The following is a 24,842-nucleotide window of genomic DNA, read 5'->3' on the forward strand; positions in this document are numbered from 1 at the left end:
GAGGCCCGCGCCGCCCCCTGACGGGGAGCGGCGCGGGCCTCGGTCCACGGCTTGCGGGTCAGGCGCCCGGCGGAATCCGCGAGGGACGTCCGCGGCCTCGCGTCAGCGAGTAGCCCCAGATGCCGGCGAGGGCCGCGAGGACGCCGCCGATGCCGGTCCACACCCAGCGGTCGGACCACCAGCCGGAGGTGTCGGGCCGGAGCGAGGACAGCGTCGCCGTCTTCGAGTCGGAGCTGTCGTCGGAACCGTCCTCCTCGGAGTTCGCGGACGTCACGGCGATGCCAGGGACCAACGGCTTGGCGAGCGAGCCGTCGACCGCCGCCGAACCGCCGATGTCCTCCGAGTCCACCTGGAGCTGCGCGCTCATCGGCAGACCCAGATCGGCCGTCCCCAGACCGGTGGCGGTCAGCCGGATGTAATAGGTGCCCGGCAGCGGGTCGTTGGCCCAGGTCTCCGACCAGGCGCGAACGGTGCGCAGGGTGCAGGACAGCTCCACGGAGGACGCGTCCGTGCCCGCCGTCCGGGTCTGCGCCCCGTACTGGCAGGCCTGACGGCGCCGCAGCCCGTCGTACACGTCGATCTGCCAGGTCTCGGAGGAGGCGCGCTTGGACGCCTCGGGCAGCTTCACCGTCGCCTTCACGGTGGGCTGCTGTCCCGAGTCCGCCGGGAACTGCCAGTACAGGTAGTCACCCGTGGAGGCGCCGGCGGTGGCCTGCTCGCCCTGCTCGATCTCGGTCGCCGTACGGAACGACGTACCGGCCTCGGTGGGCGCGGAGCCGTCGTCCGAAGGGCTCGCGGACGGCGAGGAGTCGGCGAGGGCCGGGAAGGCGGCCGCGCCGAGCAGCGCGGGCGCACCGGCGAGCCCCGCGAGGAGGGCCGTGGTGCTCAGTACACGTCGGATACGCATCAGTTGGTCCTCCAGACCGAGAACCGCCAACGGGAGATCCAGCCCCACAGCAGACCCGCGAGGAAGCCGGTCAGCACCAGGGCGCCGAGCAGCCACCAGCCGCGGCCGAGGCCGAAGGAGGCCACGTCGCTCGCCTGGTCCGGGCCGTCGACGACGTCGACCGTCAGTTCCAGGGGCATTCCGGGCGTGGTCTTCACGCCGGACGCGGCCGAGAAGGAGTTGGACACCTGCAGGCACACGACCTCGGCGGGCGCGTCCTCGTCGTCGCTCTCGGCCTTCGGGTAGCGCAGACCGGTCGAGACGACGTCGGTGCGGCCGGTCCCGGCCGACTCGCCGCGCACGATCTCCCGGCCGTGCACGGTGACGGCCCGCAGCAGCACCCCGTAGTCGGGGTGGACCTGGCGGTCGGCGGCGATGCTCACCGAGGCGCGCAGCTCCTTGCCGGGCGCGACCTCCACGCGGTACCAGCGGTGCTGGGAGAACTCCTCGCGGTCGGTGTAGAAGCCCGACTTGACGACGGGCGCCGCGGTGCACGAGTCGGCACCCTTCACGGCCACCGGCTTGACCACCGGATCGGCGGCGCGGTCCACCAACTGGTTGACGCGGTCGCTGAGCTGCTCCTTGTGCTCCACCGAGGTGTACGAGCCACCGGTGGCCTCGGCGATGCAGCTCAGCTGCCTGCTCACCTTGAGGTTGGGGACCAGACCCAGGGTGTCGATGGTCAGGTCGATGCCCTTGGCCGCGATCTCGCGGGCCACCTGGCACGGGTCGAGCGGCTGGCAGGTGTCCTCGCCGTCGCTGATCAGCACGATGCGACGGGTGCCCTCACCGCCCTGGAGGTCGTCGGCCGCCTTGAGCAGCGCGGGGCCTATCGGGGTCCAGCCGGTCGGGCTGAGGGTCGCGACCGCCGTCTTGGCCTCGGTGCGGTCCAGCGTCCCCACCGGGTACAGCTGGGCCGTGTCCTTGCAGCCCGTCTTGCGGTCGTCCCCCGAGTAGTTGGCGCCGAGGGTGCGGATGCCGAGCTGCACCTCCTGCGGTGTCGCGTCGAGTACTTCGTTGAACGCCTGCTTCGCCGCGGCCATCCGCGACTCGCCGTCGATGTCCCGGGCCCGCATCGAACCGCTGACGTCCAGCAGGAGTTCGACCTTGGGCGCCAGCGCCGTGGTTTCGTCGGCGACCGCCCCGGCCGGGAAGGCGATCCCGGCGGCCAGGAAGGCGAGCAGGGCGCAGACGCCCGCCGCCAGCCGTTGTCTTGTGATCATCGGCGGATCCTATTGATCGAAGGTGCCGATCGTAAAAACGAGAGGTGTCCCGCGTCACGACGAGCCGGGTCCGGCGAGCGGCCCGGGCAGCCGTGTCCACAGGTTGCCGGGGGTTCCGGGGGAGAGCCGCATCAAGGTCAGCGCTTTGGCGGGGACCGGCTCGCCGAGGAGCGCGGGGAGGTCCGGTGTGCGCGGGAGGTCCGGTGCGACGCTCGCGAGGGCCTCGCGGAGCGCGGCCGCCGAGCCCGCCGTCGCGCCCAGCGCGCCGCCGACGAGGGAACCGAAGAGCTTGCGGCGTAGGGCCCTCACGTCGTCGGTCACGATGCGCCCGGACAACTCCGGGACCGGGACGCCGTGGAGGGCCAGCCGGGCCGGGCTCACCCGGATGTCGGCCAGGTCGCGGTAGACGAGCCGGACGGGGGAGCCCGCGCGGTCGAGGATCACGAGCAGGTTCTGGCCGTGAGCCTCCAGGGCCACCCCGAGCTCCAGCAGTCGCAGCCCCACGGTGAGGACGAGCCGGGCGAGATCGGCCAGCCAGGAAGCCTTCCCGGGCAGGCCGGTCAGCGGAAGCGCGGCCACCGGGACGCACCGCTCGCCCTCGCCCGCGTACCCGTCCGGGGACTCCCGCACCACCGCCGCGAGATCGGGGGAACCGGCGGTGGCCGCGCCGAGGGTGCGGGTGATGTGCAGTGGCGCGCCCAGGCGGGCCGTCGTCTCCTCCATGAACGCCGAGACCGCGTCCGCCGTCCGCACCGAGTACACCGAGATGTCCCGCACCGACGAGGTCAGCCGGGCGCTCAGCGCCGTCTTCACATGCGTCCCGTCCGGCACCGCCAGGGTGCGCAGGGACATCAACGGGCGGGCGGCGAAGCCCTCCTGGACCGGCGCGTCCAGCACGTGGGCGGCCTGCCAGGGATGCACCGGGACCAGCACCCGCTCCCCGTCCCGCAGCCACTTCGGCCACTCGCCCGTGACGAGGGCGTCGTCCACCGCCACCAGGCCCAGCCGCACCGACGTCCGGTGCTCCGGCCCGTACGCGAGCTGCTCGGCCACCGAGAACCCCGGCCGCGCACGGCAGTTGGGGTGGTAGGGATGCCCGTCGACGATCCGCTGCTCCCACGCCCAGCTCGCCCCGGACGCCCCGGGAACGTCCTCGGACGTCCGGTTCGCCCGCGACAGCGCCAAGGAGGCCACGCTGTTGCCGAGTTCGGCCGAGAAGGCACCCCCGTGCGGCACGCCGAGGGCGTCGACGAGCGCCTCCGGACGGTCGTACACCCGCTCGCCGAGCCGCACTTCGGTGACGTAGGCGGAGGTGGCGTACGGGTCCGGAAGCGGTCCGCGCAGCCGGCGGCCGTCCGCGAGGCGGAGCGTCAGTCCCTCACGGTCCGCCTCGCGCCGGTCGATCCAGGGCAGCGGCTCGTACGCCAGCGCGCGCCACAGCCGGGTCAGCACGGCGGCCCGGGCACCGGGCAGGGCCCGCGCGTACGGCTCCGACAGCCCGGGGCGTACGGCGCTCAGTTCCTCGGCGAACGCGGCCTCGGTGTCGGGCGTGGAGGGACGGGGCACGGGCGGGCTCCTCGGGTACGGGGACTGCGTCGAGATCGTCCGCCGCGGCGGACATACTGATCACCAGTGCACCGTACGAATCGAATGGACCGGATGGATCGCGTGGACTTCAAGCCGACCGTGTTCCCCCAGCTCACGGCGGGCGACACGGACGAGGCCGCCGACGCGTACGCCGCCGCACCGTTGCTCAATTGTCTCCTTCGCGAACTGGCGGAGCCCACGGGACGACCGGACGTCCACCGGCTGCGCGCGAGCGGCCGGGAGCTGCGCACGCGGGGGACCCGGCGCCCCTGCGCACCCGAGGCGCGCTCCGACGGGGCCTGGCACCGGCTCACGCACCGGGAGCTGGTCGAACTCGCCGCGGACGAACTGCGCCTGTCCACCGGAGTGGACAACACCCGGCTCCCCGCGGAGATGAGGGACAGCCGGGACGTGGTCGCGGCCCTCCTGCGGGCCCGCGCCGTCGCGCCGCCCCCCGAGGACCCGTACCTGCGCTCCGAACAGTCCCTGGTCATGGGGCACCCGTACCACCCGGCACCCAAGACACGCGGCGGCGGCCCGGCCGCCGGCTGGCTGCCGTACGCCCCCGAGGCCCACACCCGCTTCCCGCTGGAACTGCTCGCCGTGCGCGAGGACACGGTCGTCGAGGAGGGCGACACCCGGGCGCTCGACACCCTGGGCCGGGCCCCCGACGGTTACCGGCTGCTGCCCGCGCACCCCTGGCAGCTGGCCCTGACCGGGGACAGCCCGGCGATCCGGGACGCCTTCGCGGACGGCAGGCTCCTGCGCCTCGGACCCACCGCCCGCCAGCTGTGGCCGACCGCCGCCGTCCGCACGCTCCACGCCCCCGAGGACGACCTCTTCCTCAAGTTCAGCCTCGACGTCCGCATCACCAACGACATCCGCCGGCTGTGGCGGCACGACCTGCTGAAGGCGCGGGCCACCGACGCGGCCACCGCCGCCGCGTTCGCCGCGCAGGACGGGCCCGCCGCCTGGCTGAGCGACCGCGGCTGGCGCACCGCCGGCTTCGCCTTCGAGGAACTCGCCGTCCTGGTCCGCGACGGACTGGGCGGCCACCTCGTCCCCGGCGCCACCCCGCTGCTCGCCGCCGCCCTCGTGGAGGGCTTCGACGGCAGCCCGCTCGACCGGCTCACCGACCCCTCCCCCTGGTGGGCCGCCTACCTCCGCCAGGTGGTGCCCCCGGTGCTGGAGGCGTTCGCCCGCCACGGAGTCGTCGTCGAGGCCCATCTGCAGAACACGCTGGTGGCCGTGGACGCGGACGGCACGCCCGTCCAGGCCCTGTTCCGGGACGCGGAAGGCGTGAAACTGCTGCCGCCGGTGACCCGCGCGGCCGGCTGGGAACGGCTCGTCTACTGCCTGGTCGTCAACCACCTCTCCGAGCTGGCGGCCCTCCTCGCCGAACGGTTCCCCGGCACGGACCCCTGGCCCGCCGTACGACGGGAACTCCACCGCTGCGGCGAGGAGCTCGGCCTCCCCGAGACCGCCGCGCTGCTCTCCTCGCCCGCCCTCCCGGGCAAGACCAACCTGCTGCTCCGCTGGACGGACGCGGACGGGGCCGACGCCCGCTACGTACCCCTGCCGAACCCGTTGGCCGGTACATGACGCCGGTGAACGGGAGGACGGGCTGTCCTACAGTGTGACCTGTGCTCCGCGACGTGACCGCTGTTCGATACGTGACCCCGCTGACGGCGGGCGGCTCCGTCCCCGGAGTCGTCGAGGCCGACGACCTGGGGACCTACGTCGTGAAGTTCACGGGGTCCGCCCAGGGCCACAAGGCGCTGGTCGCCGAGATCATCGTCGGCGAGCTGGCCCGGGCCCTCGGACTGCGCTTCCCCGAGCTGGTCCTCGTCCACTTCGACCCGGCCGTGGGCGGGCACGAACCCCATCAGGAGGTCCAGGACCTGCTCAGGGCCAGCGCCGGGCTCAACCTCGGCATGGACTACCTGCCGGGCGCGAAGGACTTCACCCCCGAGGTCGCGCGGACGTTCCCCGTCGACCCGCTGGAGGCGGGCAAGGTGGTCTGGCTGGACGCCCTCACCGTCAACGTGGACCGCACGGTGCACAGCTCGAACCTGATGATCTGGCCCACCCTCGGCGTCGCGCCGCCGCGCCTGTGGCTGATCGACCACGGCGCCGCCCTCGTCTTCCACCACCGCTGGGACGCCTCGGCGCCGGAGAAGGCCTACGACTTCAGGAACCACGCGCTCGGCGGCCACGGCCCGGACACCCGCGCGGCCGACGCCGAACTCGCCCCGAGGGTCACCGGGGAACTGCTGCGCTCGGTCCTGGCCCAGGTGCCCGACGCCTGGCTGGCGGAGGAGCCCGGCTTCGCGGGCCCGGACGCGGTCCGAGAGGCGTACGCCGCCTATCTGCTCGCCCGGGTCCGCGCCTCCGCGGCCTGGCTCCCCACGGACTTCCCGAGCCGTGAACAGCTCGCGGCCGAGGACGCCGACCGTGCCGAGCGGACCCAGCGGGGCCGCCCGGACTGGCTCAAACGCGTCCCGGACCTGCACGGCAAACCGGCGGCGGAACAGGATTGGTCGGTGCATCTGGGATGACGGACGTCCACCGGGTCCAGATCGAGTACTGCACCCAGTGCCGCTGGCTGCCCCGCGCGGCCTGGCTCGCCCAGGAACTGCTCACCACCTTCGAGGCGGAGCTCGACGAGCTGTCCCTGAAGCCGGGCACCGGCGGCGTCTTCCTCGTCCGGGTCGACGACGAGGTGGTCTGGGACCGCCGTGAGCAGGGCTTCCCCGAGCCGACGGCGGTCAAGCGCCTGGTGCGCGACCGGGTGGCCCCGGAGCGCTCCCTGGGCCACTCGGACCGCACGGCGGACCAGGGGTGAGGATGCGGGGCCGGGCGCGGCACCCTCACCCGGGGCCGGCCGGTCAGCCCCTCAGCTGCTCGTAGGCGGGCAGGGTCAGGAAGTCCGTGTAGTCCTCGTCCAGCGCGACCTTCAGGAGCAGGTCGTGCGCCTGCTGCCAGCGGCCGGCCGCGAAGGCCTCCTCGCCGGTCTCGGCACGGATGTCCGCGAGTTCCCGCGCGGCGATCTCACGGGTCAGCTCCGGGGTGGCCGCCACCGTCCGGCCGTCGTGCTCGAAGACGACGCCCGCGTTGATCCACTGCCAGATCTGCGAGCGCGAGATCTCGGCGGTGGCCGCGTCCTCCATGAGGTTGAAGATGGCGACCGCGCCCAGACCGCGCAGCCAGGCCTCGATGTAACGGATGCCGACCTGCACGGCGTTGACCAGACCCTCGTAGGTCGGCCGCGCGTCGAGCGAGTCGACGGCGATGAGGTCACCGGCCGCGACCGACACGTCCTCGCGCAGCCGGTCCTTCTGGTTCGGCCGGTCGCCGAGGACGGCGTCGAAGGAGGCCGTCGCGATCGGGACGAGGTCGGGGTGGGCCACCCACGAGCCGTCGAAACCGTCGGCCGCCTCACGGTCCTTGTCGGCCTTGACCTTCTCGAGGGCGACCCGGTTGACCTCCTCGTCGCGCCGCGAGGGGATGAACGCGGCCATGCCGCCGATCGCGTGAGCGCCCCTCCTGTGGCAGGTGCGGACGAGGAGTTCGGTGTACGCGCGCATGAACGGGGCCGTCATCGTGACCGCGTTGCGGTCCGGCAGGACGAACTTGGGCCCCCCGTCACGGAAGTTCTTGATGATGGAGAAGAGGTAGTCCCAGCGTCCCGCGTTCAACCCGGAGGCGTGGTCGCGGAGTTCGTAGAGGATCTCGTCCATCTCGTACGCGGCCGTGATCGTCTCGATCAGCACGGTCGCGCGGACCGTGCCCTGCGGGATCCCGAGGTGGTCCTGCGCGAAGACGAACACGTCGTTCCACAGCCGGGCCTCGAGGTGGGACTCGGTCTTGGGCAGGTAGAAGTAGGGGCCCTTGCCGAGGTCGAGCAGCCGCCGGGCGTTGTGGAAGAAGTAGAGGCCGAAGTCGACCAGCGCGCCGGGCACGGGGGTGCCGTCGGGGTCGACGAGGTGACGCTCGTCCAGATGCCAGCCGCGCGGCCGCATCACGACGGTCGCGAGCTCGGCGTCCGGCCGGAGGGCGTACGACTTTCCGGAGCCCGGGTCGGTGAAGTCGATGTTCCGGGTGTACGCGTCGATCAGGTTCAGCTGGCCGAGGACGACGTTCTCCCAGGTGGGCGCCGAGGCGTCCTCGAAGTCCGCGAGCCAGACCCGGGCGCCGGAGTTGAGGGCGTTGACCGTCATCCTGCGGTCGGTGGGGCCGGTGATCTCGACCCGGCGGTCCTCCAGCGCGGCCGGGGCGGGGGCCACCTTCCAGGAGTCGTCCTCCCGGATCGCGGCGGTCTCCGGGAGAAAGCCGAGCGTGGAGGTGCGGGCGATCTCGGCGCGCCGCTCCGCGCGGCGGGCGAGGAGCTCGTCGCGCCGGGGCGTGAACCGCCGGTGCAGCTCGGCCACGAAGGCGAGGGCCGCTGCGGTGAGGACCTCCTCCTGCCGGGGCAGGGGCTCGGCGTCGACGACGGTCGGCGAGGACGGCGCTGGTGCGGACATGAGCTGTCACTTCCTTCGGCGAGCTGCGTGCGGACGGGCCGGTCACGGGCGGGCCGCGTACGGGTCCCGCGGACGCGCCCCGTGCCGGTCGGACGAGCGAACCACGGACGGCGTCACCGCGCCCGGCACCCGGTGCCGTGGCGCGCGGGGACGGCGCCCGGCTCCTTCGGCGCGTTCCGGTCCGGCGAGACGCCTCTGATCAGTGGATATTAATTTCCTCATGGTGGAAGTTCAATGGTTTGTTGATGCCGGGATCCTCCGGGCCGACGCGAGGTGGCGCCCGGTGCCACCTCCGTCCGGCCTCGGTCCGCCCTCATTCGAGGTGGACCAGGTCGGCCTCCGTGTCGATGTCGTACGCCCGCGCCACGTCCCCGCACTCGACGAGGACGACCGTGTCCGCGTGGGCCCTCAGATAGGCGCGTGCTCCCCGGTCACCGGTGGCGGCCGCCGCGATCCCGCTCCAGTGCGCCGCCCCGAAGAGCACCGGATGGCCGCGCTCGCCTTCGTACGCCGCCGCGGCGAGCGTCAGCGGGGAGGCGTACGCGGCGAGCACCCGGGCCACCGCCTCCCGGCCGATCCCCGGCTGGTCCACCAGCGACACCAGCGCGGCCCGGGCCCCCGAGCCCTCCAGCGAGCCGAGCCCGGCCCGCAGCGAGGAGCCCATGCCCTCCTCCCAGCGGGGGTTGTCCACGAGGACGCACCCGGACAGGGACGCCCGGTCCCGCACGACGGCGGCCTCCGCGCCGAGGACGACGTGGACCCGGGCGCAGCCGCCGGCGCGCAGCGCCTCCACCGCGTGTTCGACGAGGGGGCGTCCCCGGTGGGGCAGCAGCGCCTTGGGACGGCCCCCGAGGCGCCGTCCGCCTCCGGCCGCCAGCACCAGCCCCACCACCTCGCCCTTGTTCTCCGTCATGTCCCCTGCATACCCGACCGGGCCGGAGCGCGCCCCGGAACCCGGACCGTCGCCCTGGTGTCCCCGGACTGAATTTCGGTCCGCGCGGTGGCGCCCGGCGCATCGGGTGGCGTTTACTGGCCCGCGTCCCCCGGCGCCCGACCACCGCCACGGGGAGTTGGAGCCGACATGGGCGGGACCGACGCACGGCGGCGCGCGAGGGGGAGAGCTGTGTTACGGAGCTTGGGGCAGAGACCGGTGACCGGCAGCGACGAGGATCCCAGGGTGGCGGAACTGCGTACCGCCGTCGCCCGGCTGCGCCGTGAACTCGCCGTGCACCCGGTCGAGTTCCCCGACCGGGGCATCGCCGAGGACGAACTCGCGTCCCTCGCCGCGATGGCCGCCGGAGGCCTCCCGGAGGCTCCCCGGCTGCGCCGCTCGCTCCTCCTGGTCGCGGGCGCGATCGGCTCGGTGAGCGCTCTCGCCACCCGCCTCGCGGACGTCCGCAGCGCGGTCGAACGCTTCGGGGAGCCCCCGCACCGAAGCCGGCGGTGACCCCCGCACCGAAGCCGGCGGTGAACTGCCGGACAGCCCTCAGCGTCCTCTGCGGATGACACCCCGTTCGGTGGCCGCCGCCACCGCCGATGTGCGGGAGTCCACGCCCAACTTCGCGTAGATGTGGACCAGATGGGACTTCACGGTCGCCTGGCTCAGGAACAGCTCCTTGCTGATCTGCTGGTTCGAGAGACCGTCCTTGACCAGTTCGAGCACCTCGAGTTCCCGACGGCTGAGGGCCGCGGCCGGGGTGCGCATGCGGTCCATGAGCCGGTCGGCGACCTTCGGGGCGAGCGCCGAGTGACCCGAGGCGGCGGTGCGCACGGCGGCGGAGAGTTCCTCGGGGGGCGCGTCCTTGAGGAGGTAGCCACAGGCGCCCGCCTCGACCGCGGCGAGGATGTCCGCGTCGGTGTCGTACGTGGTCAGGACGAGGACCCGGGGGGCGCCGGGGTGTGCGGTGATGGCCGCCGTGGCCTCCGCCCCGTGCATCCCGGCGCCGAACTGGAGGTCCATGAGGACCACGTCCACACCGCCCGCGCCGGCCCGTTCCACCGCGGCCTCCGCCGTCGCCGCCTCCGCGACGATCGCGAAGTCCGGCTCCGCGGACAGCACGGCGCGCAGTCCGGCGCGGACGACGGGGTGGTCGTCCGCGAGCAGCAGACGGACGGTCACGGTCGGCTCCCCGCGGTGCGGCGGTCCATGGCGGCCGGCTCCCCGGCGGCGGGTACGGACAGCGGCAGCGTGACCGCCACCGCCGTGCCCTGACCGGGGGCCGATTCGACGGTGAACGTTCCGCCCAGCGACCGCGCGCGCGAACGCATCGCGGGCAGACCGAAGCCTCCGTCCGTGACACCTCCGTCAGTGACGCCCTCGCCCGCAGTGTCCGTGACCGCGATGCCTCCCTCCGCGGTGCCCCGGTCCGGCCGTACGTCGCCGGGGACGAAGCCGGTGCCGTCGTCCACCACGTCCAGCGTGACCGAGGTGTCCATGAAGCTGAGCGTGATCTCCACGCGGTCCGCGTGCGCGTGGCGCAGCGTGTTGCCGAGCGCCGACTGGGCGATCCGCAGCAGGGCGACCTCGTACGGGGTGGGAAGCCCGGCCGGCATGCCGCTCACCGAGAAGCGGACCGTCGGCGTGTCCACGGCGGCCGACCGGCACAGCCGCTCCAGCGCGACCGCGAGCGAACCGCGTTCCAGATCGGGAGGGGTGAGCGCGCGGACGAAGCGACGGGCTTCGGCGAGGTTGTCCTGCGCGGTCGCGCGGGCCTGCTCGACATGCGGGGCGGCGGGGGAGTCCGCGGGCAGCAGCCGCTGGGCGGCCCGCATCAGGAGCTGGATGCTGGACAGGCCCTGCGCGAGCGTGTCGTGGATCTCCCGGGCGAGGCGCTCCCGCTCGGCGAGCGTGCCCGCGGCGCGTTCGGCCTCGGCCAGCTCGGCGCGGGTGGCGATCAGCTCCTCGATCAGCTCGCGGCGGCGCTCGCTCTCCCGGTACAGCGCCTCGTACCCGAGGACCGTGGCGACCGCGACCCCCGCCCCGAGCAGCGGGCCGATGAACACGCCGGGGGTGAGGGGCGCGCCGTGCGCCACGAAGCTCGCCACGGCCGCCCCGGCGGTCAGGGCGACCGCGGGCAGGCTCCAGCGCACCGGCAACAGGTGAAGCTGCAGGAAATAGAGCGGGAAGGCCACCCACAGCCCGTCCGGTGAGAGCGCGACGAGCACCAGCCAGCTCGCGCTGAGGGCGGCCACCCACAGCGCGGCCGCACGCCGTGATCGGTGCACCGCCGGGGAGACCGCGCCCGCCACGAGCACCGCGCCCGTCACCAGGACCGACAGGACGACGGCCGTCGGGTGCCCGGTGTCCCCGGAACGGACGGCGGCGAGCAGGAGGAGGCCGGCGAGCAGGACGTACAGGCACAGGCGCAGGGCGGCGACGACGGGGGAGCGGCGGGGGACATTCATGGTCGTTCCAGGGTAGGCGGGACAGGGCCGGCCCCGGTCAACCGAAAGGTTGAAAGAGGACTGCTCCCTTCGTCGACGCCGTCCCCCTCCCCGGCCCGTGAGCAGTCGTTCCTCCGGTTCCGTCCGGTGCGTCTCCCGGCGATCCGGGCGCCCGCCCTTCGGCCCGGCCGAAGCGTCCGGCGGTGCGATGCCCCGGACGGGGTCCGGGCGGCAGGCTCGAGGCATGTTCGTCGCATGGAGAGACCTGAGGTTCGCCAAGGGGCGGTTCGCCCTGATGGGAGCCGTGGTCGTACTGATCACCCTGCTCGTGGGCCTGCTGTCCGGGCTGACCGCCTGCCTCGCCGAGGAGAACACCTCGGCGGTCACCGCCCTGCCCGCCGACCACCTGGCCTTCGCCGCGCCGGCCGCGGGACAGCCGGTGTCCTTCACCGGTACCCCGCTGCCGTCCCACGCCCGGGAGACCTGGGCCGGGCGGCCCGGCGTCACCTCGGCCGAGCCGATCGGCATCCGCACCCTGAACGCCTCCGCCGGGGACCGTACGGCCGCGGTGTCGTCCTTCGCCGTGCGGCCGGGCTCGGGCATCGCCCCGGCGGGAGTCGCCCCCGGGCGTGCCGTGCTGTCCGAGAGGGCCGCCGCGGTGCTCGGCGTGGGGCGAGGGGACCGGGTGGAGCTCGGCGGCGCCGGGCTGACCGTCGCGGCCGTGGCCGGCCGTGCCTCGTACAGCCACACCCCCGTCGTGTGGACCGGCCTCTCCGGTCCGGCGACCGTACTCGCCCTGCGCACCGACGGAGCCGATCTGCGGGCGGGCGACCGCGCCGCGGGCACGAAGACGTTCACGAGAGACGACGCCCTCGCCGCCATCGGCTCCTACCGGGCCGAGAACGGCTCGCTCCAGCTCATGCGCGGATTCCTCTTCGTCATCTCGGCGCTCGTCACCGGGGCGTTCTTCACCGTCTGGACGATCCAGCGGTCGCCCGACGTCGCGGTCCTGAAGGCGCTGGGCGCCTCCACGCCGTACCTCCTGCGCGACGCGCTGGGCCAGGCCGTCCTCGTGCTCGCCGCCGGGACGCTGCTCGGCAGCGGGCTCGCGGCCGGAGCCGGAGCACTCGTGCGGGGCGGCGACGTGCCGTACGCCCTGGACGTCACGACCGTGCTCGGACCCGCGGCCGTGACGATCGCCCTCGGGGCGCTCGGTGCGGGGCTCGCCGTCCGCCGGGTCACGGCCGTGGACCCCCTGACGGCTCTGGCGAGCGTCCGATGAGGCCCCCGGCCGGGCTCGCCGGCCGCCCCGCCCCGAGGCCCCGGACCGACCGGACCGACGCACAGGAGAGTGCCGCGTGAGCCTGACCCTCGACGACATCACCCTCACCTACCCCGACGGCGACGGCCGTCTGACCGCTCTGGACGGTGTCGGCCTGCGCGTGCCGGCCGGCACGACGACGGCCGTGGTCGGTCCCTCCGGATCCGGCAAGTCCAGCCTCCTCGCGGTCGCCGCGACCCTGGTCGCACCGGACCGCGGGCGCGTTCTCGTCGGCGGTACGGAGACGGGGGCGCTGACCTCCGCCGAGCGGGCCGTCCTGCGGCGACGCGAGATCGGCATCGTGTTCCAGCAGCCCAACCTGCTGCCCTCGCTGACCGCGCTGGAACAACTCCAGGTGATGGGCCATCTGGACGGACGCCGCCACGTGTCCCTGCGTGCAAGGGAGTTGCTGGCCGAGGTCGGGCTCGGCGACCTGGCGCACCGGCGTCCGCACCAGTTGTCCGGTGGCCAGCGACAGCGGGTGAACATCGCCCGCGCGCTGGTCAACGAGCCCTCGGTGCTGCTGGTCGACGAGCCGACCAGCGCCCTCGACCGGGAGCGCGGGACGGCGGTGCTCGACCTGCTGCTGCGGCTCACCCGTGAACGCGCGACGGCGACCGTCCTCGTGACGCACGACCGCGCCCGCCTCGGCGAGGCGGACGCGGTACGGGAGATGCGGGACGGGCGCCTGGGGACACCGGTCGCGGTGCCGGGGGCGGAGTGATCCGGTCGTTCCGCCGGCGGTGGAACGACCCGTCCGTGGTGTCCGGGGCGGAGCGGTCCGTCCGTGGTGTCCGGGGCGGAGCGGTCCGGACGCGGCCGGCGTTCGGGTCAGCCGGTACCCGGGCCCGAGCTGGCCAGGGCCTCCGACAGCTCGGCCGCGACCTGCTGGAGCACCGGCACGATCCTCTCGGTGGCGGCCTCGGTGACCCGGCCGGCCGGGCCGGAGATCGAGATCGCGGCGGCGGTGGGGGAGTCGGGCACCAGGACGGCCAGACAGCGGACGCCGATCTCCTGTTCGTTGTCGTCGACCGCGTAGCCGGTCCGGCGCACCTCGTCGAGCGCGGCGAGGAACCCGTCCGGCGTGGTGATCGTCTTCTCCGTCGCGGCGGGCATCCCCGTACGGGCGAGCAGGGCGCGCACCTCGTCGTCCGGGGTGTGGGACAGCAGCGCCTTGCCGACGCCCGTGGAGTGCGGCAGCACCCGGCGGCCCACCTCGGTGAACATGCGCATCGAGTGCTTGGACGGCACCTGGGCGACGTAGACGACCTCGTCCCCGTCGAGCAGGGCCATGTTCGCGGTCTCGCCGGTCTCCTCCACCAGCTGCGCCAGGTAGGGGCGGGCCCAGGTGCCGAGCAGCCGGGAGGCGGACTCGCCGAGGCGGATCAGCCGGGGGCCGAGCGCGTACCGGCGGTTGGCCTGCTGACGTACGTATCCGCAGGCCACGAGGGTGCGCATCAGCCGGTGAATGGTGGGCAGCGGCAGTCCGCTGCTCGCGGAGAGCTCGCTCAGGCCGACCTCGCCCCCGGCGTCCGCCATGCGCTCCAGCAGGTCGAAGGCGCGCTCGAGGGACTGGACGCCGCCACTGGAAGCGGACGATCGGGCGTCGGTGGTGCTGGCGCTGGACGGCGGCACGGCGGCGGTCCTTTCGGGGCGCGGAATCGAGCGGGGTGACCCGAAGAGTCTCGAAGGGGCGGCGGGTGGCGGGCGGGCAGAGACGCAGCCTACCCGGCGGCCGATCGGCCGCCGGGCGGCACGAATCCACACCCTTCCCTCCGGAAGCCGGGTTCCGCACCTCGGAAAAACCTGCGGTCGAGCGTGTCGAGCGTGTCGAGCGCGTAGGGCGCGTCGGGGGTGGAATGCGGTCCGGGCCGGGAGAGGGTGGAGGGACGGGCCCTTGACGGCGTGAGGGCCGGAGTGAAGACTTCTTCAACAGAAAGTTGAATTCCGTTACGCGGAAACGACTCGGCGGCAACGGGATGCCGACGGCGGCGGAGAGAGAGGGGTCCGGGTGTCCGATGCCGAACTGGTGCTGCGCTCGACGCGCGTCATCACCCCCGGAGGAACACGCGCCGCCTCGGTCGCGGTCGCCGCGGGGAAGATCACGGCCGTGCTGCCGTACGACGCCGAGGTGCCGCCCGGCGCCCGGTCCGAGGACTTCGGCGACGACGTCCTGCTGCCCGGTCTCGTCGACACCCACGTCCACGTGAACGACCCCGGCCGCACCGAGTGGGAGGGTTTCTGGACCGCGACCCGCGCCGCGGCCGCCGGCGGCATCACCACCCTGATCGACATGCCGCTCAACTCCCTCCCGCCGACGACGACGGTCGCGGGCCTCCGCGCGAAGCAGGACGCCGCCCGCGCCAAGGCGCACGTCGACGTCGGCTTCTGGGGTGGCGCGCTGCCCGGCAACGTGGAGGACCTGCGACCCCTGCACGACGCCGGTGTCTTCGGGTTCAAGGCGTTCCTGTCGCCGTCCGGGGTCGACGAGTTCCCCGAACTGGACCAGGAGCAGCTCGCCCGGTCCCTCGCCGAGATCGCCGGCTTCGGCGGCCTGCTGATCGTGCACGCCGAGGACCCCCGCCACCTGGCCGCCGCCCCGCAGAAGGGCGGCCGGAAGTACGCGGACTTCCTCGCCTCGCGCCCCCGCGGCGCCGAGGACACCGCCATCGGGAACCTCGTCGCGCAGGCCGGGCGCCTCGGCGCGCGGGTGCACGTGCTGCACCTGTCGTCGAGCGACGCGCTCCCGCTGATCGCCGCCGCCAGGGCGGACGGCGTCCGGCTCACCGTGGAGACCTGCCCGCACTACCTCACCCTGACCGCCGAGGAAGTCCCGGACGGCGCCAGCGAGTTCAAGTGCTGCCCGCCCATCCGCGAGGCCGCCAACCAGGACCTGCTGTGGCGGGCGCTGGCCGACGGCACCATCGACTGCGTGGTCACCGACCACTCGCCGTCGACCGCCGACCTCAAGACGGACGACTTCGCGACCGCGTGGGGCGGCATCTCCGGCCTCCAGCTGAGCTTGTCCGCCGTCTGGACCGAGGCCCGCAGGCGCGGCCACGGTCTGGAGGACGTGGTCCGCTGGATGTCCTCCCGCACGGCCGAACTGGTCGGCCTCGGCGACCGCAAGGGCGCCATCGAGGCGGGCCGCGACGCCGACTTCGCGGTGCTCGCCCCCGACGAGACCTTCACCGTCGACCCCGCCGCGCTCCAGCACCGCAACCGGGTGACGGCCTACGCGGGCAGGACGCTCAGCGGCGTCGTGAAGTCGACCTGGCTGCGCGGCGAACGCATCGTCGCCGAGGGCCGGTTCGCCGAACCCACCGGACAACTCCTCACCCGTCGGCCGTAGTCCGTGCCCCGGCCCGCATCCGCCCCTCTCCACGTCCGTCCGCGTCCGTGACCGCAACGGCCGACCCCCGAAAGGAAGACCGATCATCGTGACGGCGCAGCACCCGACCGTTCCGGCCGCCTTCACCGGAGACGCGAGCCCCTACGGAGGCGGCGACCCGTACGCGGACTACCGCACCGCCGACTTCCCCTTCACCCGGTACGCCGACCTGGCGGACCGGCGGCTCGGTGCCGGGGTCGTCGCCGCCAACGACGAGTTCTTCGCCCAGCGGGAGAACCTCCTCCTGGCCGGGCCCGCCGAGTTCGACCCCGAGCGCTTCGGCCACAAGGGCAAGATCATGGACGGCTGGGAGACCCGGCGGCGCCGTGGCGTCTCGGCCGAGCACCCGTGGCCGGCCGCCGAGGACCACGACTGGGCCCTGGTGCGCCTCGGCGCCCCCGGGGTGATCCGCGGGATCGTCGTCGACACGGCCCACTTCCGCGGCAACTACCCGCAGGCGGTGTCGGTCGAGGGCGCCTCGGTGCCCGGTTCCCCCTCGCCCGAGGAACTCCTCGCGGACGGGGTGAGGTGGACGGTCCTGGTGCCGCGCACGCCGGTCGGCGGTCACGCGGCCAACGGATTCGCCGTCTCCGTGGAGCGGCGCTTCACGCACCTGCGCGTCAACCAGCACCCCGACGGGGGCATCGCGCGACTGCGCGTGCACGGCGAGGTCGTGCCCGATCCGCGCTGGCTGTCCGTCCTCGGCACCTTCGACGTGGTCGCCCTGGAGAACGGCGGACAGGTCGAGGACGCCTCCGACCTCTTCTACTCACCCGCCACCAACACCATCCAGCCGGGCCGCTCGCGCAAGATGGACGACGGCTGGGAGACCCGCCGCCGGCGCGACGACGGCAACGACTGGATCCGCTACCGGCTCGCGGCCCGGTCCGAGATCCGCGCCGTCGAGATCGACACGGCGTACCTGAAGGGCAACAGTGCCGGATGGGCCTCGGTGTCGGTGCGGGACGGCGACGGAGGCGGCGCGGGGCAACGGGACGGAGGCGGCGCGGGGGAGTGGACGGAGGTCCTGCCCCGCACCCGCCTCCAGCCCGACACCAACCACCGCTTCACCCTTCCCGCCCCCGCGGTCGGCACGCACGCCCGCGTGGACATCTTCCCGGACGGCGGCATCTCCCGCCTGCGCCTCTTCGGCTCCCTGACGGAGGAGGGGGCGTCACGGCTGACGGCACGGCACCGGGAACTGGACGGCTGAGCCGCGCGGCGGCCCGGAGGCGTGTCCGCCTCCGGGCCGCCGGGCGTCCCTGGGCCGCTGTGCGCTTGGGCCGCCGCGCGTCCCCGGGCCGTGCGGGGCTGTCCGCAGCGGGGGTGCGCGCCGGACCCGGAGCCGTGTCCCGAGCCGGAACGCCGGGTCCGCCTCCGGTCCGTGCCCGGTCCGCGTCCGGTCCACGTCCGGCTCGCGTCCGGTCCGCGTCGGTTCCGGGTCCCTCCAGGTCCGGCGTGTTCCCGGTGGGGCCGCACCGGGACCGGCCGGTGCGGCCCCGGCGCGTCACGCCGCGTGTCCCCCGTCCACGGCGAACTCGGCCCCCGTCACGTACCCCGCCTCGCCCCCCGCCAGATACGCGACCATCGAAGCGACCTCGTCGGCGGCGCCGAAGCGGCCCACGGCGGTCATCGCGCTCTGGGGCGGGGCGTACGGACCGTCCGCGGGATTCATGTCCGTGTCGACGGGACCGGGGTGGACGATGTTGGCGGTGATCCCGCGGTCGCCCAGCTCCCGCGCCAGCGCCCTGGTCAGGCCGATCAGCGCGGACTTGCTCATCGCGTAGAGCGTTCCCCCGGGGCCGGGGACCCGCTGTGTCATGCAGCTGCCGATCGTGACGATCCGCCCGCCGTCCCCGAGGTGCGGCACGGCCGACCGGGAGACCAGGAAGACCCCCCGGACGTTCACGTCGAGCACGCGGTCCACGTCCGCCGGGGACAGGGACTCCAGCGGCCCCAGGACACCGATCCCCGCGTTGTTGACGAGCACGTCGAGCCGTCCGAACTCCGTGACGACCCGGTCGGCCACCGCGCCGGCCTCCACCGCGTCCGCGGAGTCAGCGCGCAGGGCGAGCCCCCTGCGTCCGAGCGCCTCCACGCCCCGTACGACATCCTCCGCGGCCTCCTTGCCGCTCACATAGGTGATGGCCACGTCCGCGCCCTCGCGGGCCAGGCGCAACGCCGTCGCGGCCCCGATGCCCCGGCTGCCGCCGGTCACGAGGGCCACCTTGCCGTTCATGGTTCCTTGAGAAGTCATGCACCCATCCCAGCGGCCGCGCGCACCCGACGCTGGCGGCGAACGGACACGCAATTCGCCGGGCGGGGATCCGGGGCCGCCCGCCTCGCCGCCGACCGTGCGTGCCTTCGGTGTGCCGGGCTCGTCCGCCCGGCGCAAGGGCCGTCCCTCGTACGGGGGCGAGTGAACGTTTTGGCTGTTCAGGGCGGGTCGGGCGACAGAAATGATCATGGCGCCCTCGCGCATCCCCGGAAAAATCCTCATCCCGCCCCCGGAGGTGGCCGCCCGTGGCCCTCGTCATCGTCATCGCCGTGATCGCCCTGCTCGCGGGCCTCGCCGCGAACCGCTGGCTGCGACCCCTGCTGCTCGACGTCGGGGACGACGAGGGCATGGCGGTGAAAGACCTCGTCGGCCCGCTGCTGACCCTCACCGTGCTGCTGCTCGCCTTCGTCCTCGTCACCGCCGGCGGCTCCTACGGGAAGGCCGAGATCTCCTCGCGCGGTGAAGCCCGTGCCCTGGACCAGCTCGTGGAGAGCGCCGAGTACGCACCCGCGCTCCAGCGGGCCCAGCTCCAGGCCGGCGCCGTCTGTCACGCCCGTGCCGTACGCGTCCGCGAGTGGTCCACGATGGCCGACGGCAACGGTTCACCGGCGCCCAGCGTGTGGTCGACCGGCTTCCGGGAGTCCTTCAGGCCCCTTGCGGGCGAGCCGGTCTTCGGGATGCCGGTCGCCGCCGACAACAAGCGCTCCGAGGAACGCGAGGAACGCCTCACCCAGGCGTCCGCCGGCATCCCCGGCACCATCTTCTGGTTCCTCCTGGCCACGCTGACCATCACCGTCATCACCCTGGGCGTCTGCCTGCCCCGCAGGAACAACCGGGGCCAGATCCTCACCCTCGCCGTGATCACCACCCTGCTGACCGCGACCCTCGTCATCATCCGCGACGTCGACCGCCCCTTCGGCGGCGTCATCGACGTCGAGCCCACCGCGATCTCCGAGATCGAACGCCAGGCCACCCGCGACTTCACCGCCAACCACCCCGCCGCCGAACTGCCCTGCGACAACACCGGGACCCGCCGCGCCGTCTGACCTCTGCGACGCCTTCCGAGTTGCCGCCCGGCCGGGCCCGTGTCGTGATTGCTCACGGAAGGGAACCGGGCTGACGGCAGCTCGGTCCCACCGAGACCGAAGCCGGCCGACGGCGGGCCCGCCCGATCCGGGACGCCTCCGCCGAAGGCCCGCGGACGACCCCGCGGTCACGGCTCAGGACATCGGGACGCCGTACGCCGGCACGGGAGTACGTCCCGGACGCCCGTGACGACGGCCGGCTGGAGGGCAGGAATGGCGAAGGAGACCGCTTCGGCGAACGCCGTGACGAAGGTCGTCGTCACCTTGGGGATCGTGCTCGTCGCCCAGGCCCTGCTCGCGCTGTGCCTGGTCAGTGCCCAACAGCTCCTCGTGCCACGGAACATGCCCTTCGGCGTGACCGGGCCGCCCTCGCCCGTGGTCGCCGCGGTGGCGTCCAGAGCGGGGCTGGACCTGACCTCCTATCCCAGCGAGTCGGCCGCGACCCACGCGGCCGAACGGGGCGAGCTGTACGGCGCGTACGTCAGCGCCGGATCGGCCGACACGCTGATCGTCGTCCCGTCGAAGAGCTTCTTCGCGCAGACGGAACTGGAGCCTGCGTTCGCGGAGGCGGCGCACAAGCTGGGCCGGCCCCTGACGGTGCGGACGGTGAAGCCCCTCGCCCCCAGTGACCCGGTCGGCGCAGTGACGGCGCTGTTGCTGCTGCCCCTGCTGATCGGCGGCTATCTGGCCGCCGTGCTGGTCTACAAGGCGGCGCACGGCATCGCGGCCGCGCCCTGGCGCGCCCTCATCCTGATCGGGTACTCCCTGGTGGGCGCGCTGCTCACCGACCTGATCGCCGGACCGGGGATCGGCGCGTACTCCAACAGCCACTTCTGGCCGCTGCTCCCGTGCTTCTGGCTCGTCACCTCGGCGGTGGCGCTGGCCGCCGCCGCGGTGCAGGCCGTCGTGGGCCGCATGGGCACCTTGCTCGTGGCGGTGCTGTTCATCGTCGTCGGGGGTCCGCCGGCCGGAGGCCTCGGCACCTACCTGCTGCCGGTCTACTGGCGCAACATCGGCGTCGTGCTCCCACCGCAGAGCGCGGTCACCCTGATCAACCACGTGCTCTACTTCGGCGGGAGCGACATCACCACTCCGCTCGTCGTCCTGCTGGTCTACGCCGCCGTCGGAACGGCCGTCATCGGCTGGTACGGACGCATCCGCCCGGCCCGGGAGGCGGCCCGGGCCGGGGGCCGGGAAGGCGACGCGACCGCGCCGGCGAACTCCGCGGTGAACCCCGGCGGCCGCAGGCGTCCCCTGACGGGCATCCTGGTGGCGCTCGGTGTCTGCGCCGTCATGCAATGCCTGTTCGCGACCACCTACATGAGCGCCGAGCACGCGCCGAAGGCCACCGACCTGCCGTTCGGCGCCGTCGGATCCTCGCCGGTCCTGACCGCGGCGGAGAAGAGCATCTCCCTGAAGGTCACCCGGTACCAGGACGAGGCCGCCGCCAAGTCCGCCATCGACCGGGCCGAACTCTTCGGCGCGCTGGTCACCTCGGGCACCACGACCACCCTGATCGTGGTGCCGTCCATGAGCGACCTCGCGCCGCTCGATCTCGCGGTGAAGTTCGAGGCGGCGGCCAAGGCCACCGGCACGAAGCTGACGGTGCAGCAGTACGCGCCGACGCCACTGGCGGCCAAGGACCCGTTCGGACTGGTGCAGGGGCTCATGCTGCTCCCGCTGATCATCGGCGGATACATGAGCTCGACCCTGCTCATGGCCGGGACCGGCAGGGCGGCGGGCCGCTGGCGCGCGGCCCAGCTCGCCGGATTCGCCGTCATGAGCGGCCTGATCGTCGATCTGATCGTCTGTTACTGGCTGCGGGGGTTCCCGAGCGACAAGTTCTGGATCGTCTGGCCCATCTGTTCGCTGATCGTCGCCGTGATCGCCTTCGTCGCCGCGATCCTGCAGAAACTGTTCGGCCCCATCGGCACCCTGCTGACGGTCGTCCTGATGGTCCAGTTCGGCAACCCGTCCTCCGGCGGCGCCAGCGGAGTGCCGTACCTGCCCGCCTTCTGGCGCGACATCGGGCCCTGGCTGCCGCCCCGCAGCGGCTACCTCCTGCTGCACCGCTCGATCTACTTCGACGGGCACGGGACCGGGCAGGCGCTGACCACCCTGCTGATCTACCTGGGCGTCGCCGCGGCCGTCCTCATCGTGCTCGACCTTCGTCGCTCCGAGGCCGAAGTGCCCACCGACGCCACCGAGGCCGCGGCCATGGCCGTCCCGATCGGCGCCTCGCCGTGAGACCTGTCCGGCCCCGCGGGCGAGAGCCCTCGGGGCTCCCTGACGGGAGGGGTGCGGTCACCCGCGCCACGGGGTGACGCCCCAGCGCATCGTGTGCTGCTCACCCGGTTCCAGGGCGACGACCGACACCCCGTCGGCGAACGCGTTCGGCGGGCACGACATCGGCTCGATCGCGACGGCCCGGCGCCTCTCCGGCTCCGGAAGCGTGTCACCGGTGTAGAGCTGGAGGTACTCCGTGCCCTCTCCCAGCCAGACGTCCGCACCGTGTTCGCCGGAGGGGTGGGCCAGCCGGACCACCGCCCGCCCGCGCGCGTCCCGCACGAGCGAACCGAACGGTGTGTCCAGCCGCGTGGCACCGATGACCCGCGGCTCCCGGAAGTCGTACGGGGTGCCGGTGACGGGCTCCTCCGCGACCGGAAGCCCCCTCTCGTCGGTGCGCAGCCACGTCCGTGCCGGCACGGTGAGCGACGCGTCGTCCACGGTGTCGGTGCCGACGGTGAAATAGGGGTGCTGACCGACGCCGTACGGCGCGGCCTTCTCACCCTCGTTCCACGCGGTCAGGGCGACCTCGAGACCCGTGTCGTCCACCGCGTACCGGGCGCGGACCCGGAGGTGGAAGGGATAACCGGGCTGCGGCCACAGACCGGTCTCGAACACGGCGTGGCCGGTACCGGACTCGACGACCTGCCAGGTGGTCCAGCGGAGCAGCCCGTGGATGGCGTTCCCGTGCTCGGGCTCGGTCAGCGGCAGCTGCAGGTCCTCTCCGCGCCACCGGTAGCGTCCCGCGCCGACCCGGTTCGGCCACGGCACGAGGACCTGGCCGCGCCCGCCGGTGACGGGGTCGTCCGGGCCGAACCCGTGGAGCACCTCGCGGTCTTCGAAGGCGTACGAGCGCAGGGCCGCTCCGAGTTCCACCACGACCGCGGTGTGGTCGCCGTGCCGCAGGGTCAGTTGACGTCCGGTCTGGCTCATGTGCACGCGTCGAGGGTGCGAGCCGTTCCGCGTCGGCGCAAGCGAGACACGGCCGAACCGCGAAGTCGTCACCCCGCGACACGCCATCGGGCCGGTGAACGCCGGTGAGGCTTCGTCCGTCCCGGTGAAGCGACCGGGGGAACGACACCCGCCCGGCGCGCCGGGTCCGCCCGCCGCCCGCGCGAGGTGCTTGGGTCTGAATCCCGCGCCGCGACGGGTCGTCCGTCCCGAGCGCGTCCGACCGACAGTGTCCACCGGAGGCCGTCGTGCGCATGGCCGCGATGCCCTCCGGTCCGCCCGGAGGAAGGTTCATGGTCGCAGGAACGGCCGACGGGTCCCGGGGAACGCACCCGGAGCACGGCGTCGACGCGGTCGCCGCCCCTCCGCCCGGTCCGCTCGCCCCCGTCGCGGCCGCGTCCCCGTCCGCCGGATGCCGGACGGCGCCCTTCCCCGGCCCGTCCGCAGGGGCTGAACGATGATGGAGGACCACGTCACGCCTCGCCGGGTGGTGATCATCGGCGGCGGCTTCGCCGGACTGTTCGCCGCCCGTGCCCTGCGGCACGCGCCGGCCGCGGTGACGGTCGTCGACCGCCGGGCCCACCACCTGTTCCAGCCGCTGCTCTACCAGTGCGCGTCCGGGATCCTGTCGGAAGGCCAGATCGCGCAGCCGCTGCGTACGGTCCTGCGCCGCCACCACAACGTGAACTGCCTGCTCGCCGAGGCCACGGACGTGGACCCCGACGCGAGGACGGTGCGGGCGCGGCGGCCCGACGGCGGGCTCCTGGAGCTGCCCTACGACGACCTGATCGTCGCCGTCGGCATGCGCCAGTCCTACTTCGGGCACGACGAGTTCGCCGCGCACGCGCCCGGGATGAAGACCCTGGACGACGCCCTCGGCATCCGCCGCCGCATCTACCAGGCCTTCGAGATGGCGGAGACGGCCACCGACCCCAGGGAACGCCGGCGGTGGCTCACCTTCGCGCTCGTCGGGGGCGGTCCGACCGGTGTGGAACTCGCCGGACAGATCAGGGAGATCGCGGGCCACACGCTCGACCGGGAGTTCCGGGCCGTCGACTCCGCCCAGGCACGGGTGCTGCTCTTCGAAGGGTCCGACGCCGTGCTGGGCGCGTTCGGTCCCCGCCTCGCCGAACGCGCGGCCCGGACCCTGCGCGACCTCGGCGTGGAGATCCACCTCGGCACGACCGTGACCGGTGTCGACGCGAACGGACTGACCGTGAAGGACGGGAACGGCGCGAGCACGCACTTCCCGGCGCACACGGTGCTGTGGACGGCGGGTGTCGAAGCCCCGCCCATCGCCGCGGCACTGGCGCGGGCCACCGGAGCGGAGCAGGACCGGGCCGGGCGCATCGCGGTCGAACCCGACCTGACCCTCCCCGGGTACCCGGACATCCGCGTGACCGGGGACGTGATGGGCCTCGACCGGCTCCCCGGGCTCGCCGAGGTCGCCATGCAGACGGGCGCCTACGCCGGCCGCGCCGTGCGGCACTCCATCGAGGGCAGGAAGAAGCGGCCGAAGCCCTTCAAGTACGTGGACCTGGGCAGTGCCGCCTACCTCTGCCGCGGGAGGGCCGTCGTCAAGGCCGGCCCCGTGCACCTGTCCGGCAGGACCGGCTGGCTGGCCTGGCTCCTGGTCCACCTCACCTTCCTCACCGGATTCCGCAGCAGGTTCGGTGCGGTGCTGAGCTGGGCCGTCGTGTTCGCCTCCGGCTCGCGGCGCGAACGCGCCTTCACCATGCCCGACCGGGATCCGTCCCCGGATCCCCCCGCCGGAAGGAAGCCGCCCGCCACCTCCTCCTGACGCCGCCCCGGCCGGTCCGCGCCGGCCGTACCTCGCCGTTCCCCCTCAGCCCCGCCGCACGCGGGG

General features: G+C 73.7%; 21 protein-coding genes. 11 read left to right on the forward strand and 10 right to left on the reverse strand.

What is annotated here, in order from left to right; genetic code table 11:
• Positions 1–58 precede the first annotated feature (58 nt).
• The 3 genes from ACICHK_RS31110 to ACICHK_RS31120 are packed head-to-tail and all read right to left on the reverse strand — an operon-like array spanning position 59 to position 3,735.
• Positions 59–907: a hypothetical protein gene (locus tag ACICHK_RS31110; protein WP_406839472.1), complete on the reverse strand. Its 849-nt coding sequence runs from the start codon at positions 905–907 to the stop codon at positions 59–61.
• Entirely contained in the window at positions 907–2,169 is a 1,263-nt protein-coding gene (locus ACICHK_RS31115; protein WP_151474218.1) for a VWA domain-containing protein, read from the reverse strand. Before ACICHK_RS31115 ends, ACICHK_RS31110 begins: the two co-directional genes overlap by 1 nt.
• 54 nt (positions 2,170–2,223) lie before the next feature.
• The gene (locus ACICHK_RS31120; RefSeq protein ID WP_406839473.1) at positions 2,224–3,735 is read right to left on the reverse strand and encodes an IucA/IucC family protein; all 1,512 of its coding nucleotides are present in this window, start codon (positions 3,733–3,735) and stop codon (positions 2,224–2,226) included.
• Positions 3,736–3,828: 93 nt separating this feature from the next.
• Here ACICHK_RS31120 and ACICHK_RS31125 point away from each other — a divergent pair, with 93 nt between their 5' ends.
• From ACICHK_RS31125 to ACICHK_RS31135, 3 genes are read left to right on the forward strand one after another with little or no spacing between them, the layout of a single operon-like run.
• Positions 3,829–5,358 (forward strand): IucA/IucC family protein, encoded by a 1,530-nt coding sequence (locus ACICHK_RS31125; protein WP_406839474.1) that lies wholly within the window; start codon positions 3,829–3,831, stop codon positions 5,356–5,358.
• Between the two features lie 41 nt (positions 5,359–5,399).
• A complete protein-coding gene (locus tag ACICHK_RS31130) occupies positions 5,400–6,314 on the forward strand; it encodes a HipA family kinase (RefSeq protein WP_406839475.1) in 915 nt (304 codons plus the stop codon).
• Positions 6,311–6,601: a SelT/SelW/SelH family protein gene (locus ACICHK_RS31135; protein WP_406839476.1), complete on the forward strand. Its 291-nt coding sequence runs from the start codon at positions 6,311–6,313 to the stop codon at positions 6,599–6,601. Before ACICHK_RS31130 ends, ACICHK_RS31135 begins: the two co-directional genes overlap by 4 nt.
• A 43-nt stretch (positions 6,602–6,644) precedes the next feature.
• On the opposite strand, the gene aceB is transcribed toward ACICHK_RS31135, so the two are convergent.
• Complete coding sequence (aceB, locus tag ACICHK_RS31140) at positions 6,645–8,279, reverse strand: malate synthase A (RefSeq protein ID WP_406839477.1); 1,635 nt, start codon at positions 8,277–8,279, stop codon at positions 6,645–6,647.
• Between the two features lie 313 nt (positions 8,280–8,592).
• Positions 8,593–9,192: an NTP transferase domain-containing protein gene (locus ACICHK_RS31145; protein ID WP_406839478.1), complete on the reverse strand. Its 600-nt coding sequence runs from the start codon at positions 9,190–9,192 to the stop codon at positions 8,593–8,595.
• A 210-nt stretch (positions 9,193–9,402) separates the two neighbouring features.
• Here ACICHK_RS31145 and ACICHK_RS31150 point away from each other — a divergent pair, with 210 nt between their 5' ends.
• Positions 9,403–9,726, forward strand: coding sequence for a DUF5955 family protein (locus tag ACICHK_RS31150; RefSeq protein WP_151474447.1), 324 nt, complete (start codon positions 9,403–9,405; stop codon positions 9,724–9,726).
• 39 nt (positions 9,727–9,765) lie between these two features.
• On the opposite strand, the gene ACICHK_RS31155 is transcribed toward ACICHK_RS31150, so the two are convergent.
• Positions 9,766–10,398, reverse strand: a complete 633-nt coding sequence (locus tag ACICHK_RS31155) for a response regulator (RefSeq protein WP_406839479.1) — start codon at positions 10,396–10,398, stop codon at positions 9,766–9,768.
• Positions 10,395–11,684: a sensor histidine kinase gene (locus ACICHK_RS31160; RefSeq protein ID WP_406839480.1), complete on the reverse strand. Its 1,290-nt coding sequence runs from the start codon at positions 11,682–11,684 to the stop codon at positions 10,395–10,397. The genes ACICHK_RS31155 and ACICHK_RS31160 overlap by 4 nt, the downstream gene beginning before the upstream one ends.
• Before the next feature lie 223 nt (positions 11,685–11,907).
• Between ACICHK_RS31160 and ACICHK_RS31165 the strand changes: the two genes are divergently transcribed.
• Positions 11,908–12,945, forward strand: a complete 1,038-nt coding sequence (locus tag ACICHK_RS31165; RefSeq protein WP_406839481.1) for an FtsX-like permease family protein — start codon at positions 11,908–11,910, stop codon at positions 12,943–12,945.
• Positions 12,946–13,021: 76 nt separating this feature from the next.
• Positions 13,022–13,708, forward strand: a complete 687-nt coding sequence (locus ACICHK_RS31170) for an ABC transporter ATP-binding protein (RefSeq protein WP_406839482.1) — start codon at positions 13,022–13,024, stop codon at positions 13,706–13,708.
• A 107-nt stretch (positions 13,709–13,815) separates the two neighbouring features.
• On the opposite strand, the gene ACICHK_RS31175 is transcribed toward ACICHK_RS31170, so the two are convergent.
• Positions 13,816–14,619: an IclR family transcriptional regulator gene (locus ACICHK_RS31175; protein ID WP_406839483.1), complete on the reverse strand. Its 804-nt coding sequence runs from the start codon at positions 14,617–14,619 to the stop codon at positions 13,816–13,818.
• Positions 14,620–14,995: 376 nt separating this feature from the next.
• Here ACICHK_RS31175 and allB point away from each other — a divergent pair, with 376 nt between their 5' ends.
• Together allB and alc are read left to right on the forward strand one after the other, a co-directional pair.
• Complete coding sequence (allB, locus tag ACICHK_RS31180) at positions 14,996–16,336, forward strand: allantoinase AllB (RefSeq protein ID WP_406839484.1); 1,341 nt, start codon at positions 14,996–14,998, stop codon at positions 16,334–16,336.
• A gap of 88 nt (positions 16,337–16,424) precedes the next feature.
• Entirely contained in the window at positions 16,425–17,588 is a 1,164-nt protein-coding gene (alc, locus tag ACICHK_RS31185) for an allantoicase (protein ID WP_406839485.1), read from the forward strand.
• A 294-nt stretch (positions 17,589–17,882) separates the two neighbouring features.
• Here the strand turns inward: alc and ACICHK_RS31190 are convergent, their stop codons facing one another.
• The gene (locus tag ACICHK_RS31190; protein WP_406839486.1) at positions 17,883–18,632 is read right to left on the reverse strand and encodes a 3-oxoacyl-ACP reductase family protein; all 750 of its coding nucleotides are present in this window, start codon (positions 18,630–18,632) and stop codon (positions 17,883–17,885) included.
• Between the two features lie 266 nt (positions 18,633–18,898).
• Between ACICHK_RS31190 and ACICHK_RS31195 the strand changes: the two genes are divergently transcribed.
• Complete coding sequence (locus tag ACICHK_RS31195; RefSeq protein ID WP_406839487.1) at positions 18,899–19,699, forward strand: hypothetical protein; 801 nt, start codon at positions 18,899–18,901, stop codon at positions 19,697–19,699.
• A gap of 252 nt (positions 19,700–19,951) precedes the next feature.
• On the forward strand, positions 19,952–21,985 hold the full coding sequence (locus ACICHK_RS31200) for a hypothetical protein (protein WP_406839488.1): 2,034 nt from the start codon (positions 19,952–19,954) through the stop codon (positions 21,983–21,985).
• Positions 21,986–22,042: 57 nt separating this feature from the next.
• Here ACICHK_RS31200 and ACICHK_RS31205 read toward each other — a convergent pair whose 3' ends face one another.
• Positions 22,043–22,957: an aldose 1-epimerase family protein gene (locus tag ACICHK_RS31205; protein ID WP_406841358.1), complete on the reverse strand. Its 915-nt coding sequence runs from the start codon at positions 22,955–22,957 to the stop codon at positions 22,043–22,045.
• A 475-nt stretch (positions 22,958–23,432) separates the two neighbouring features.
• Here ACICHK_RS31205 and ACICHK_RS31210 point away from each other — a divergent pair, with 475 nt between their 5' ends.
• Positions 23,433–24,776, forward strand: a complete 1,344-nt coding sequence (locus ACICHK_RS31210; RefSeq protein ID WP_406839489.1) for an NAD(P)/FAD-dependent oxidoreductase — start codon at positions 23,433–23,435, stop codon at positions 24,774–24,776.
• The last annotated feature ends 66 nt before the right edge of the window (positions 24,777–24,842 follow it).

The sequence above is a fragment of the Streptomyces sp. AHU1 genome (assembly GCF_045343905.1).
GTDB classification, from domain to species: domain Bacteria; phylum Actinomycetota; class Actinomycetes; order Streptomycetales; family Streptomycetaceae; genus Streptomyces; species Streptomyces triticiradicis.